The following is a 14,820-nucleotide window of genomic DNA, read 5'->3' on the forward strand; positions in this document are numbered from 1 at the left end:
GAGAGGAAACAATATGAGTCAGAAAACATGGAATGAATTAGGGATTTCAGATGCGTTAAGCGAGAAGCTTGAGGCGAATAGTATAAAAGTACCATCGGCGATTCAAGCCGATGCAATACCTACTTTGCTGGAAGGGCGGGATGTATCCGCACGATCGCAAACAGGTTCGGGTAAGACACTTGCCTATTTGCTGCCGATGCTGCAGCAGTTGAACGCATCTTCGAACGCTATTCAAGCGATTATTTTAGCGCCAACGCAAGAGCTTGCCATGCAAATCGTACGGGTAGCCGAAAGTTATGCTGAGCCCCTCGATTTACGTGTTCAGCAGTTAATCGGAGGCGCAGCGATGAAGCGTCAGATCGAGAAGCTGAAGCTTCGTCCACAACTTGTAATAGGAACACCAGGACGCATTCATGAGCTGCTTAAGCTGCGCAAGCTGAAGCTGAGTGAGGTCCGTCATATAGTCATTGATGAAGCGGATCAGGTGTTCGAGCTTGGATCTACGCGCGAAGTGGAGACCATCCTGTATGCCATGAGCCAAGAGCGCCAGATGGCCTTCTTCTCTGCGACTTATCCCGATGTAATGTCACGTTTTGAGAAGCGTTGGATGAAGGACCCCGTTCGTATTCAAATTGCGCCAGAGCAGCGGGTATCGGAGACGATTGATAACTTCTATGTCGTATGTGATAAGCGGGACAAGCCGGATGTTGCAAGAAGAATCGTACGGATGCTGAAGCCTGCATCTGCGCTGTTATTCTTGAACGTGACTGAAAATATTGCTAACTGGGAAGCGAAGCTCAGCTATGAAGGCTTTACGGTTGAGACTTTGTATGGCGATGCGGATAAACAGCGTCGTGCTGCAACATTGACACGGTTCAAAGACGGCAGATGTCAGTTGTTGATTGCAACCGATGTAGCAGCAAGGGGCCTTGATATTGAGGGGCTTCCACTCGTCATTAATTTGGATCCCCCGATTGATGCGGACCATTATGTTCATCGTGCCGGCCGCACTGGCCGAATGGGGCGGACAGGAACGGTAATTTCACTCATTACACCGCAAGAACGGTTCATTATGGATAAATTCCGTAAGTCGCTGCATATCGAATTGCCGGAGAAGGCGATGTACAAAGGGAAATTTGTATTGCCTAGTGAGCTGCCTGATAAGTCGGATGTCTCAACACGACCAGCTCCGCGGAGACAAGCTGAGCAGCAGGCTTCTGTAAGCACTCGTTCTGCAGCTCCCCCGCAAAACAGCAGGGAATGGGAGTCGCTTTTGAAGGAACAAAAGAAATCCAAACCAAAATCAGCCCAAACCGAGACACCAGTACCAGCACCAGCGCCGCGTGCAAAGCAGGCTCCAAGCAAGCAGGAACGGCTTCGGGACAAGAAAGACAAGGGCGCTCCTAAATGGCTGAAAGCCAAACGTGAAAGTAAAGAGAACCAATAGTTAGAAAATTTTTTATAAGCCACCCTCCCAAAACAATTAACCCTCGACGAAACGTATAGGCGAAGGTACAAACGGAAAAAATTCCGTAAATTGTCTAAGGGAGAGTGGCTTTTTTATGACGAAACGAACGGTATGGAAAAAAACAGCAATATCTTCAATGGCATTGCTTATGCTTGCAGGTGGTGCATCGTCAGCATTCGCAAACGGCAGCCATAACGGTAACGGCGAAGGAAAAGGCGACGACCGTGATAACAAAAAAGAGCATGAAGTTGAAGTTAAATGGAAATTTAACGATGAAGAAGATATGAAATGGGCGACAGAATATATTATGCGTCTGGCATCAAAAGGCGTATTTACTGGTTATGAGGATGGTACATTTAAACCGAACCAGCAGATTTCCCGCATCGAAACGATTGTAGCTGCGGTTCGTCTGATGGGACTGAGAGAACAAGCCGAGTCAACAGCAGAAATGAACACGGAACTGAACTTCAAGGACGCGGATCAAATTAAGAAGAAATATCCTTGGGCAGTCGGTTATGTTGCTGTCGCAGTAGAAAATGACCTGTTCTCTGAAACAGATTTCGAAGTGAAACCGCAGCAAAGTGCAACTCGTCTGTGGGCAGCAACTATTCTCGTTAAAGCGCTTAAATTGGAAGATGAAGCAAAAGCGCTCAGCAATACGAAGCTGGACTTTAAGGATGCGAAGAATATCCCTGCCGGATCTGTTGGCTATGTGGCACTCGCTATCAAGAAAGGCATTATTACAGGCTACTCGGATAAAACATTCCGTCCGAACCAACCGGTATCACGAGCGGAGCTTGCAGCCTTGCTTGATCGTACGGATTCCGAAATTCCGGATAATGATGGACTGGCTATTACAGGTAAACTGAAGGCAACAGCCGCAAACGGTCAAATTACGATCGCTCAAACAAATGGTACGGATTTGACACTGAATCTGGATCCGAATGTATTTATTTTCAGAGATGACAAGAAAGTAGCTGTTAGCGCACTGAAAGCCGGCGACGAGGTTCTTGTCCGCACTTATCAGAATAAAATTGTATTCATCGAAGTAACGAAAGAAGTAGTTGATGAATCTAAGCTGTTTGACGTAACAGGAAAAATCAATACGATCACTTATAATGCAAATGGCAAGCTGTCCACGATTTCCATTACGAAGCAAGAAGGAAATCAAACCATCGTAACGATCTATAATGTTGCGGACAACGTACTGATTGCAGGCGATCGTAATAATCTTGTAACAGGTCATGACATTAAGGTAACAGGTAATGATGGCGTTATTGCAGGTATTACGATTATATAAGTTGAAACGAAACGGGCATTCTTTTCCCTTGTGGAAAGGAATGCCTGTTTTTTTTGATATTAACGCTGTAATTCGGTATGCTTGATAGATAAAGAGCAATTTATTTATTGAAGGTGATGGATAACATGAGCGAACCTATTCTGCAAGTTACAGGCTTGACTGGCGGTTACAGTCCGCGAAGACCCGTGCTTCATGATGTGAATTTTGAGGTCCGGGCAGGGGAAATGGTAGGTTTGATAGGATTAAATGGTGCAGGGAAAAGCACTACAATTAAGCATGTCCTTGGCTTAATGAAGCCGCATCAGGGCGTTGTGAAAGTCGATGGCGTGACGCTTGAGGAGAATGCAGAGCGGTACCGGTCAGCTTTTGCCTATGTGCCCGAAACGCCTGTATTATTCGATGAGCTGACGGTAGTAGAGCATTTGCGCTTAACAGGCATGGCTTATAATGTATCGGTACCGCAATTCGAAGAGCGTCAGGATCAACTTCTAAACGAATTTCAGATGACGGCCAAACGTACGGCTTTTGCTTCCCATTTATCCAAAGGGATGAAGCAGAAGGTAATGATTATGAATGCACTGCTCGCTGAGCCGCCGCTGTATATGATTGATGAACCGTTTCTTGGACTCGACCCGCTTGGCATTCGATCTTTGCTGGAGAGGCTGGTTGAGGTGAAGAAAAGAGGCTCGGCGATCTTGATGAGCTCTCATATCTTAGCAACGGTGGAGGCCTATTGTGATCGTTTTATTATCATGCATCAAGGCCGAGTTGCAGCATATGGCACGCTGGATGAAGTATGCCAGGCTGCAGGTGTTGAAGCGCGAGGCGGCGCGCTGGAGGATGCCTTTTACAAGCTGGTTACTGAGCAATGAGCGGGGCACTAATAGAGAAGTTATGGCTGAAGAGGTCGAGTGAATTCCGCAAAGAAGTAACTCCTTACTTCGGCTATATGGCGCAAAGCGGTTTCCCGTTATTTATGTCATTTATCGTTCTGTCCTCGGCATTTGGTTACATAAAGCTGATTCGGGATTTACCGGAGCATTTTCCCATTACACTTGTAGGGATCCTTGCGATGTTTCCCGTCTTAAGCTGGAGTCCGCTCCGGACTTGGTTAACTTCTCCCGATCTTGTCTTTCATATGCCTCGAGAGGCAGAAATGAGCAGCTATATGCGGAGATCCTTCCGCCGCTCGGCTGTCTTGACTTTCTTGCTGGGTGCAGCTGTTCTGCTGCTCTATTGGCCGATCTATCGGCAGGGAGATAGTGAAGCAGGCTTCTGGATTTTACTCCTTGTTGCGGCTGTAATAAGGGCGTTAAATCTATGGGGAGGATGGCAGGAAAGAAAGCTGGCCTGGTCAGGTGTCCGCCGGCTGCTCCGGTTTATTCGGTGGGCGGCAAATGCGCTGACGCTGACTGTATTGCTAACTTGCCCGCCATGGCAGGCCGCGTTGTTCCTGCTGCTGCTCATGGCCTTATTCACCCTGCTGTACAGGATGCCGGACAAGCACTCGTTCCCATGGGAGAGGCTGATTGAAGAAGAAGCTCGAACGAGAAGAAGCTACTATTTGTTCTTTGGGCTATTTATTGATGTACCTACAATGCCTTCTCGTACAGCCTCCAGATCATATCTAGCCTGGATCCTGCGGCTTATTCCGAATCTACATCGTTTTACCTATGTATATTTGTATACAGCATCACTTGTTCGAACAGAGATTGGCGGCATCATGCTGCGGCTGGTTGTATTATTTGCATTAATTTTGTATTGGTTTGCCGAAGACGGCTGGCTGTCCGGCTGGGGGGCTGCGGTGGTGTATCTCGTACTGCTGCAGTTAATCGCCGTGCAGCTTGCAGGCCTCCGACATGCTCATCGATACTCCGTATGGCGCCATGTTTATCCGCTGCCTGAGACGGAGAGAATGAGCAGTCTCCTGCTTGTTGACCGCTGGGCGATGGCGATTGTTGCCTTTCTTACTTGGCTGCCAGCTGCCATTATGCTGCTGGTCCAAGGCCTCGTTCTTCCTGCTGTCGCTGCGCTATTGATCGCGTATGTGCAGGTTCTGTTCATTCGACCGGGGCGGTTACGGCGTAAGCTGGTTGATGACGAGGAAGAGTAGACGGTTAAAGAGCAAACTCCGCATTCGAATGTTCTTCCGAGCGCCATTGCTCAGGGATTCCCTAGAACAATTGGAATAGGGTTGGAATCCCTTCACAAAAGCGCACGCTACGCTTCTACAGAATCATTCGAAATGCTACGTTTGATTTTAACCGTGATAAAAAAAACAAAAAGCGGTCGTACAGGAATGAACCTGCACGACCGCTTTTGTTTTTTTATGAAGGAAGCGATTAGCCGATTAGTTCGGTAACTGCTTTGTAGATGGTGTCGAACAATTCTTCGAGGTTAGGCTCTTCGATACAAGAGAAAGCAACACGAAGATCGGTTTCGCCAAGCGCAATTGTACCAATTCCGTATTCGTCCAGGAGACGGGTACGAAGGGCTTCTGCCGATACACCATTCAGCTTGAGGCACATAAAGTATCCGGAGTTAAATGGATAGTAGCTCCACACATCACCGTAACGACCGCTGTCCAGAAGTGATTTTACTTTATTGGCACGTTGCTTCATCACATCATATTTTTCTGCTTTTTGCTCATCGAATTCTGGTGATTGCAGTGCACGAAGAACGAAGGTTTGTGATGGATGTGGACCACTCGAGATCGTAGCACGGATAATGCCCATCGTTTTTTGCTCAAGAGCAGCCAGTACTTTATCAGAAGTAGAGGCGAAAGTAATGAAGCCTACGCGGAAGCCCCATACATACTCTTCTTTTGTTGCGCCGTCAACTTTGACAGCGAGCACACGCGGATGCAGGTCAGCAAGTTTGCCGAACAGCGACTCATGCATCGAATCTTCAAAGAACAGGCCGAAGTATGCATCGTCGGTTACTACAACTACATTAATACCAGCTTCCGCAGCATCACGGATTGCAGCAACAATCTCATCGCCTTCTTGTGGATCTGGTGAATAACCAGTAGGGTTATTCGGGAAATTGAGGACAACAATGGCTTTGCCTTTGTCCTTCTGGCTGAGTAAAGCTCCACGCAGACCAGCACTGTTGAAACGGTTATCTTCATTGTAGAGCGGATATTCAACGATTTGGGCACCACGGCGGATACCGAATGTTAATTCATAGTTTTCCCAGTTCTTGTTCGGAATAATGACAGCATCTCCTGCATCTGCGAACAAGTCAGCAACAATACTCAGTCCATGTGTTAATGCGTTCGTAGCGACAGGGTTGCTGAAGTTTTTACCTTCAAGAGAAGGATTTTCTTTAATCATCTTCGTGCGCCATGCAGCGCGCAGCTCCGGCTTACCTGCAGGTGGTGCATATTCATATATATCTTTTGGATCGTAAGAGGATAACGTGTCTTGAATGACCTTCAGGTGCATTGGCTGGCCATTTTCTATTGCTATGCCGATTGTGGCGTTAAATTTCTTAGCCTTGGCCTTTGCTTCTGCGGATTGGCTGAGTATGCCTTCTTTCGGGAAATAAATCGCTTTTCCTAAAGCGGACAACATGTCATAGACGTTCGGACATTCAGTAGCGAGCGTCTCATTCAACTGCTGAGCAAGTGGGTTCATGGACTTCATTCCATCCTTCCGGGAAATCAATTCGTCATTTAACGCTTATCGGGTGCTATTATAACATTTTTTCAATAAAGCAAACCATCCAAAAATGCAAATTTTTTTGTCTTTTGTGCAAACGAGTGTCTCAGAATGCTTGCGCGGGAGATTGAGGCTGTTGTATGATGTCGGCAAGAACGCCATTTTTCGCTGAAAAACGACTTAAAACAACAAGTTATGGTAATGCTTACCGGCTGATTGATGATATGATTATGCTTACGAAGTACGTTTGCTTATAACCAAGTATACACTTGGTCAAGGAAAACAAATGCATAATCCTTTTAGGAGGAAACCCATGCTGCACTTATCTCCAGATTCGTACATTAAATTGCCGCCTATTGCCAAGATCGTTTGTGAACCAGGCTGGAAATGGCAGCGGCGGGAAAAGCCGATGGCGAACTATGATTTATTTTATGTATGGAGCGGCGAAGGGGAAGTGGAAGTTAACGGGACGACGTACCCGGTCGGGAAGGGAAGCTGTTTTTTATTCCGGCCCGGCGATTATACGAGCGCTACTCATAATCCACAGAAGCCTCTTGTACTGACTTATATCCATTTCGATGTACGCGAGCCTGTACAGCTTGTACCGGAGCGATACCGCAAATTAAACGATACCGTTGACTTTGAATATTTATTGTCCCGCTATGTAAGGCTGTTCCTTGTAGAAACCTACGCAGCCGAGGAAGAAGCGCTTCTTGTGCTTAAGCAGTTGATGATTCATCTGCTTCGGGAGGATCGGGAGCTGCCAATTGAGAAGAAAGCAAGTAATCAGTTGACGGAAGCCATTCATGAGGTGGCGAATTTCGTGAAGCAGCATCCGAGTGTTGCCCATCGCGTCGAGGATCTAGCAATGCGCGCGCAGCTGTCTCCGCGGTACTTTTCCGTAAAATTTAAAGAAATGATTGGTATGTCCGTGCAATCCTACATGATCCGGACAAGGATTGAGCGTGCTCAGCACCTGCTTATGCATGAAGGGATGAATGTGACCGAAGTAGCGGATGCGCTTGGTTACCGGGATATCTTCTTCTTCAGCAGGCAGTTCAAACAATATACGGGACGCAGCCCATCCGAAATTCGTTAACCACAAAAAGGCGCCACAGGTGTTTGTCCCTGCGGCGCCTTTTGTATTTATTGTAAGCCATTCGAGAAGATATGGCGTCACTTTTGTTAATAAAATAAGTGGATTGGTAAAGTAAAAACGGAGCACTTTGAATGATTCTGGAGAAGCGAAGCTTATGCTTACGAAGTAGCTTTCTTTCAGAAAGCTTTAAGCGTTCGCATTTGTTTGGGGATTGTCTCCGTATAAACCAATTCAAGAAATCCCCAAACAACAGCGATCGGAAGAACATTCAAATGCGAAGTTTACCACTGTACCTAAATCCACTTCACACCAGCTCCCCAAGCTTCTCGCCCATACGAACTTTTAATCCAACGGCCAGATCCTGCCTGGGTACAAAGGTATCATCTTTTGTCAATAGAACAACTGTCGAGCCAAATTCGAAGTAAGCCAGTTCTTCGCCTTTCTTCACGTTGTCATGAATGGGCTCGCAGTACCGGATACTGCTGACATTCATTGCACCAACTTTGACAACGGCCGTTTCGCCTGTGGCATGCTTGATGTATGTAATGAGCCGCTCATTGCGGCTAAGCACTCGGCGCATGCGCCGAAGACCAAAGTCATTGACTGGATATACTTTGCCGAGCACATGCTCGCGCTCCACAATACGTCCGTCAACGGGTGTATGTATTCGGTGGTAGTCGGTTGGACTTAAATATAGAACGATGTAATAGCCTTCAAGATAATGGCCCGCGCGTGGGGAGCGATTGAGAAGCTCTTCGATCGTATAGTCCTGACCCTTCACATTCACAATCGTACCGGATTTAATCGGACCTGCGCCCGTTATTAGAGCATCAACTGGACTTATAAGAGCAGTAGTCTCTTCATGTATAACCCGGGAACCTGGCTTCAGACGCCTGGTGAAAAATTCATTTAATGTGCTGTATTCATGCAGCGGTTTTTCCGCTTCTTCTACTTGAATATTGTACATGTTGGCGAATCTTGGAATCCACCCTCGGCTAGCCTTCGATTGTGCGAAGCGGCCGGTTAATCTGGAAATCCATTTGCGCGAACTAAGTTCCGTCATGGCTTGAAATAACCATCCCATCATGCCCGCACCTTCACGTCCTTTCCTTGCAACTTGCCTTTCGATGTTCTCCGAACAGTGTGACACAACCTGCTTTACAAATCAATAGTACCAGCCGCTATACCGTAGGCGTTCGCTCAACCTTGTGTCAAGAAGCTATGGATTAGCGTATGCTATCTGCAAATTGATTACGAAGGAGGCATTCCTTCGAAATGTCGCCTGTTAAAGTGGCATTCGTTACGCCTGGAGCCTTTCCAATCCCATCAGGGAACAGCAGCTCTGTTGAACGGGTTGTAGAAAAATTCGTTCCTTTGCTGCGTCCTAATGTTGAACCTCGTATATATGGGAAAATCGGGCGGAATTTGCCCCGCAGAAGCCTGGTTAATCATGTCGTATGCGAGAGATTTCCTGCTGGCAACAAATCATCCTATCTTGTTGATGTAGGACACGCCTTGAAGAAATTTAATCCGCAAATTATTCAAGTCGAGAATCGTCCTAGCTCCGTGCTAAAGCTGAAACGTTCGAATCCCAAGGCTAAAATTTGGCTAAATCTACATTCTTCTACCTATATCAGTCCAAGGCATATTTCTGAAACAAGTCTTCGCAAGAGCTTTTTAATGGCAGATCGGATTATCGTAAATAGTGAATTTTTGAGAACTCACCTGGTCACAAAAGTTCCGGAAGCCAGGCATAAAATTCGCGTCGTGTATCCGGGAGTTGAGACGAAACGTTTCCCATCCCGTTATTCGTCTGAGGGTGAAACAGCCCGTAAATTCCATCGCGAACAAAAAGGACTTGTCCATCGCAAGGTTGTCATTTTCCTCGGTAGATTGATCCCGCTTAAAGGTGTTCATCATCTGCTGGCAATCGTGCCAAAGCTGGCTAAAGTTCATCCCGATCTTCTGGTTGTCATTGTGGGCAGCCCCTTCTACGGTTCTCACCGTTCAACTCCGTATTCACGCAAGCTAATGAAGATGGGTGAACGGTACAAGAAGCATATCCGGTTCGTGCCTTATGTACCTTATTCCGAGGTACCGGGATGGTTTATGGCTGCTGATCTAGCTGTTGTGCCGTCTGGTAAACGAGAAGCATTTGGGCTTGTAAACGTGGAGGCCATGGCAACAGGTTTGCCAGTTATCGCGACACGGGCAGGCGGTATGCAAGAGATTATCCAAGACGGCGAGACGGGATATCTTATTAATCAAAAGAATATCAAGGCTGAATTGACCGAGAGGCTGCTGTTATTGCTTCATAATACATCCCTGCGAAGGCAAATGGGTCTGAGGAGCAGGGAACGGGTAGAGCAGTTGTTCACATGGGAGCATACGGCCAAACGATGGTTAAGGATTCAAAGAAATGATGAGGATATGAGATTCCATGATCATGAGGAGATTATTGAAGAGACGATTACTCCTGACTCTAATCATGGGAATATGGCTGGAAACGATGAAGTAATCAGCTATGAGATGTGCTTCGAGAACGTTAATTTGTCTAAATATAAATAGGATTTCTGCAACTAGGACGGCAGGTTCACCTGCTGTCCTTTTGTTCGTCTATTCAGAAAACGGTGTAGCGAGCCCATGGGTAGGAGCATATAGTGAAATAACTTTGAGGAGGAAGAAAGAAGGAGAGGTCAATGACTAAAGGTAAATCGTCAAAAAACGCCAAAGGGCGTAAGCCAAGTTATTATGTCGATAATCCCAATGCTTCGGAATTAAAGTGGCTGGATGAATTAACCCGCAAAAAAAATACGGTGCAGCAGCCTGTAATTAATCGTATTGTCCCACAGCCGCAACCGCAACCGCAGCCGCAGCCGCAGCCACAGCCTATGCCGGCAGAACACAGAACGGTTAATATTAACGCTATCGCTCCTGTAGAATTGGAGCCTCAACCGGAGACGCTCGAACTCCCTGCATTGACGGAAGAATTGATCCTTATTGCCGATGCCTCCTCATCGGCTGAAGTGAGCATTGCTGAAACAGAGCGGCTTATAGAGGAAATCGTTTCGTATCATGCAGTTCCCGAGCCACAGCTTATTCTTAAGCCTGAACCAGAGCTGCAGCCTGAGCCCACTTATGATCAGAAGCTGGATAAACTGGTTGAAAAACAAGATCTATACAAACCATTCCCGTTTATTTATACCGATGACATTGTGGATGGCGCGGTATCGAGCGCTAAACTCGCCTCTTATTCTGTTGACTCGGATAATTTGCGTCCAGGCAGCGTTACATCATCTACTATCGCCGATTATGCGGTAAATAACATTCATCTTGGCTCGGGAGCGGTGACAGGAAATAAAGTTGCACCTTCTGCCATAACGGGCAATCATCTGTCAGACAGTTCCATTACGGGGGACAAAATAGTCGATTCTTCTATAAACGGCAGCAAGCTGGAAGATGGGAGCATTACATCTGAAAAGCTGGCTGACAGGACGATTGACTCCAGTAAAATTGCTGATGGCTCAATAAACTCGAGGCATCTACAATCTTTTCTAATTACAGAAGAGCTGCTCGACAAACAATCGATCTCTTCGGAGAAAATTCAGAACAGCGCCGTCCGTACGGAGAAAATTGCGAACGAAGCGATTACTAATTCAAAGCTTGGTGAGGCTTCGGTAACTCATTCCAAGCTTCGAGATGGAGCTATTACGGGAAGTAAACTAGCCTCTGATACGATTGAGTCGGTTCATCTTAAGCAAGGACTGCTGTTGGCTGAGCATGTCTCGATTGGAGCTATCCTGGGGAAGCACCTGGCTCCAGGCGCCATCGCACAAGAGCATTTAGCGGAAGGGGCAGTGGGCACCGAGGCCCTTCAACCTCAATCCGTAAACGCCGAACGGATAGCACCCGGAGCCGTTAATTCTACACATCTTCAGCCTGAGGCTGTAACTGGCGATCATATTGTTGCTGGACAGATCGGCAGCAAGCATCTTGGAGATCAAAGCATCATTTCAATCAAGCTAGCTAATGAAGCGGTTCAAACCCGGCATATTGGCCGTAGCAGTATTATTTCGGACCATATCTCCATCGGACAAATTGAACAGCGTCATATTGCTCATCAAGTCGTTTCCCGTCAACATCTGCAAGCAAGCTCGGTCGGCAGGGATCAATTACAGGACGGCTCGGTGAAGAGTGAAAAAATCGCTGCTCAAGCGATCGGTTCGGAGCACTTGAGCGACTCAGCAGTTGGTACTCCTCAACTCGCTGATCAATCCGTAACCGATAAGAAAATTGCAGATGGCGCGATAAAAAGTTCAAAGCTTGCCGCAGGAGCAATCGAAACCAACCATCTGAAGAATGAGATCATCACTTTCCAAAAAATTGCGCCGGAGACTATACGGGCCTATCATTTCTCTCCAGGTGCCGTTACAGAGGAAGCGATCTCGCCTGAAGCCGTAACCGGAGAACATTTGAAGCCAAAGCTCATTGAGAAGCAGCACATTGCGAATCAAGCGGTTGGTACGGACGCCTTGCAGGACTTATCCATTACAAGTGGGAAGATCGCATTTGGTGCGATTACGGAATTCAACTTAGCACCTAATGCCGTCCATCTGCATCACCTGGCTGATTATGGCATCGGCTCGCAAAAAATGGCGCCGGAATCGATCACAACCGATAAACTTGCCGAGTTTAGTGTGACATCGTCGAAGTTAGCTGAAAGCAGTGTGAATGAACAGCATATTGCACCAAGCGCGGTTAATGCTGAGGCGATTCAGTCTTCCTCCATTCATGGCGGTCACGTTCAGTCGTTTTCTATTGATAGTCAACATCTGAAGCATGGTACGGTTCAGTCTGAGCATCTCGCAGATGAGGCGGTTACCGAGCAGCATTTGTCAGGCAGCAGTGTAAAGACAGAGCATCTGTCTGATCTTTCGGTGACAACAAGCAAGCTGTCTTCTCAATCCGTTACAAGTGATAAGCTTGCAGATTCCAGTGTGACATCGTCGAAGCTGGCCGATGGCAGTATACTTTCGAATCATATTGAGGCCGGTTCTATTCATTCTGAATTAATCCGTCCTTCAACTATTACATCGGAGCATCTGCAAGCAGGAATCATACATTCCGAGCACATGGGCTATCAATCAATTACGGAGATGAATCTGTCGTACGACATTATTAATACGGATCATATTGTCGATCAGGCAGTGACTTCAAGCAAGCTGTCCAAGGAATCCGTCACAACAGAGAAGTTATCTGATTCTAGCGTAACAGCCTCCAAACTGGCTGATGGCAGCGTAACGGCAAGTAAACTTGCAGAGGAATCGATCTACTCCGAACTCATCCGTCCTTTATCGATTCAAGGAGACCATATTCAATCACTCTCTATTAGCGCGGAGCATCTGCAGGATAGTATTATTCATGCGAATCATATCCGTAATGGTGCAGTAGGATCAGATGCTCTCTCCAACTATTCGGTAACAGCATCAAAGCTGACCAAAGAGGCTGTTCAATCGAGCCATATCGGTAATGAAACGGTGTTGAGCAGGCATTTGGCTAATGAATCTGTGCTTGGTATTCATATCGGCGCAGAGAGTGTCCGTTCCATCCACCTTTCGGATGAAGTAGTCACAGAAGCGAAGCTGGCACCAAATAGTATTGGTGAGGCGCATATTCAAAGCGGAGCGGTACATTCGGAAGCTTTGCAGAAAGAAATTGTTGGTACGGAGCATCTAGCCAATGGTGCTGTACAAGAATCGAAGCTTTCATCCCTCTCGGTCAACTCTCGCCATATCCAGCTTCAATCCATACAAGATAAGCACTTGACGCCAGGAAGTGTAGATGAGAGTAAGCTGCAAAATGGGGCCGTTACATCCTCTAAGCTGGCTGTAGATACAGTATCAGGCGATCATTTGCGGCTCGAGACCATTGCAAGCAAGCATATTAAGGCAGATTCTATCCAAAGCTATCATCTTCGCAAAGGCACGGTCTCATTCGATCATTTGAGCGCGGATGTTCTTAACGAATTTAAGCCAAAGCTCATCGCGAGCGAGCAGCTGACGGACGGGATTATTGACCATGCAAAACTGGCTGATGGCAGTGTATCAAGCCATAAATTAGGCGACGAATCTGTTACCACGGAAAAACTGGCAGATGACAGCATAACGAGCCTTAAGCTTGTAGATGAGAGTATTACGAGTGAGAAGCTGGCAGGCGATAGCGTTACGACCGACAAGCTTGTGGACAGCAGCATTATTAGCAGCAAGCTGGCTGACGATAGCGTAACGAGTGAGAAGCTTTCAGACGGAAGCATTACAACCAGCAAGCTGGCGGACGAGAGCATCACAAGCGGCAAGCTGGCAAGTGAGAGTGTCACAACCGATAAGCTGGCAGAAGCAAGCATCTCGAGCAGCAAGCTGGCTGATGATTGCGTCACAAGCGAGAAGATCGCTGAGGAGAGCATCACAAGCAGCAAGCTGGCAAGTGAGAGCGTCACAACCGATAAGCTGGCAGGCGGAAGCATCATAAGCAGTAAGCTGGCTGATGACAGTGTGACGAGCGAGAAGCTTGCAGATGAAAGTATAACAAGCAGCAAGCTTGCGGGCGAAAGTGTCACGACTGAGAAGCTTGCGGACGGCAGCGTAACAAGCAGTAAGCTGGCGGATCAAAGCTTCACGAGCGAAAAGCTTGCGGACGGAAGCATCATAAGCAGCAAGCTGGCAGACGAAAGCATCACGAGTGAAAAGCTTTCAGACGGAAGCATTACAAGCAGTAAGCTGGCAGACGAAAGTGTGACGAGCGAGAAGCTTGCAGACGAAAGCATCACGAGCCGTAAGCTCGCAAACGAAAGTGTCACAACCGATAAGCTGGCCGATGAGAGCGTCACAGGTGAGAAGCTTGCGATCGGCAGTATCACGAGAAGAAAATTGGCAGACGAAAGTGTCGCAACCGATAAGCTTGCGGACGACAGCATCACGAGCCGTAAGCTGGTAGACGAAAGTGTCACGACAGAGAAATTGGTGGACGAAAGTGTCACAGCTGAGAAGCTTGCGAATGACAGCATAACAACTAGCAAGCTGGCAAACGAAAGTGTGACGGGCGAGAAGCTGGCGGCCGACAGCATCACGAGCCGTAAGCTGGTAGACGAAAGTGTCACAACCGAGAAATTGGCGGAAGAAAGCGTCACGACTGATAAGCTTGCGAGCGGCAGCATAACAACTAGCAAGCTGGCTGATGAAAGTGTGACGAGTGATAAGCTTGCCAAAGAGAGCATAACTAGTGATAAGCTATC

General features: G+C 47.2%; 9 protein-coding genes. 7 read left to right on the forward strand and 2 right to left on the reverse strand.

The window, feature by feature from the left end; translation table 11 throughout:
- Window positions 1-13 precede the first annotated feature (13 nt).
- The 4 genes from AB4Y93_RS16910 to AB4Y93_RS16925 all read left to right on the forward strand — a co-directional run bounded on the left by AB4Y93_RS16910 (window position 14) and on the right by AB4Y93_RS16925 (window position 4,881).
- Complete coding sequence (locus AB4Y93_RS16910; RefSeq protein WP_441893911.1) at window positions 14-1,447, forward strand: DEAD/DEAH box helicase; 1,434 nt, start codon at window positions 14-16, stop codon at window positions 1,445-1,447.
- 115 nt (window positions 1,448-1,562) lie between these two features.
- Window positions 1,563-2,768 carry an S-layer homology domain-containing protein gene (locus AB4Y93_RS16915; protein WP_441893913.1) on the forward strand — a complete coding sequence of 402 codons (1,206 nt, stop codon included), beginning with the start codon at window positions 1,563-1,565 and terminating at the stop codon, window positions 2,766-2,768.
- A gap of 125 nt (window positions 2,769-2,893) precedes the next feature.
- The gene (locus AB4Y93_RS16920; RefSeq protein WP_441893915.1) at window positions 2,894-3,640 is read left to right on the forward strand and encodes an ABC transporter ATP-binding protein; all 747 of its coding nucleotides are present in this window, start codon (window positions 2,894-2,896) and stop codon (window positions 3,638-3,640) included.
- A complete protein-coding gene (locus tag AB4Y93_RS16925; protein ID WP_441893917.1) occupies window positions 3,637-4,881 on the forward strand; it encodes an ABC transporter permease in 1,245 nt (414 codons plus the stop codon). The genes AB4Y93_RS16920 and AB4Y93_RS16925 overlap by 4 nt, the downstream gene beginning before the upstream one ends.
- Window positions 4,882-5,110: 229 nt before the next feature.
- On the opposite strand, the gene AB4Y93_RS16930 is transcribed toward AB4Y93_RS16925, so the two are convergent.
- Window positions 5,111-6,406 (reverse strand): aminotransferase class I/II-fold pyridoxal phosphate-dependent enzyme, encoded by a 1,296-nt coding sequence (locus AB4Y93_RS16930; protein ID WP_441893956.1) that lies wholly within the window; start codon window positions 6,404-6,406, stop codon window positions 5,111-5,113.
- Window positions 6,407-6,743: 337 nt separating this feature from the next.
- Here AB4Y93_RS16930 and AB4Y93_RS16935 point away from each other — a divergent pair, with 337 nt between their 5' ends.
- Window positions 6,744-7,529 (forward strand): helix-turn-helix domain-containing protein, encoded by a 786-nt coding sequence (locus tag AB4Y93_RS16935; RefSeq protein ID WP_167279552.1) that lies wholly within the window; start codon window positions 6,744-6,746, stop codon window positions 7,527-7,529.
- A 304-nt stretch (window positions 7,530-7,833) separates the two neighbouring features.
- Here AB4Y93_RS16935 and asd read toward each other — a convergent pair whose 3' ends face one another.
- The gene (asd, locus tag AB4Y93_RS16940) at window positions 7,834-8,616 is read right to left on the reverse strand and encodes an archaetidylserine decarboxylase (protein ID WP_441893918.1); all 783 of its coding nucleotides are present in this window, start codon (window positions 8,614-8,616) and stop codon (window positions 7,834-7,836) included.
- A gap of 188 nt (window positions 8,617-8,804) precedes the next feature.
- Here asd and AB4Y93_RS16945 point away from each other — a divergent pair, with 188 nt between their 5' ends.
- Window positions 8,805-10,097 carry a glycosyltransferase family 4 protein gene (locus AB4Y93_RS16945; RefSeq protein WP_441893920.1) on the forward strand — a complete coding sequence of 431 codons (1,293 nt, stop codon included), beginning with the start codon at window positions 8,805-8,807 and terminating at the stop codon, window positions 10,095-10,097.
- Window positions 10,098-10,228: 131 nt separating this feature from the next.
- Window positions 10,229-14,820, forward strand: a 4,592-nt coding sequence (locus tag AB4Y93_RS16950) for a hypothetical protein (RefSeq protein WP_441893922.1), incomplete at its 3' end; no start/stop codon positions are given.

Origin of the sequence: Paenibacillus sp. YAF4_2 (assembly GCF_052113225.1) — a bacterium.
Taxonomy (GTDB): domain Bacteria; phylum Bacillota; class Bacilli; order Paenibacillales; family Paenibacillaceae; genus Pristimantibacillus.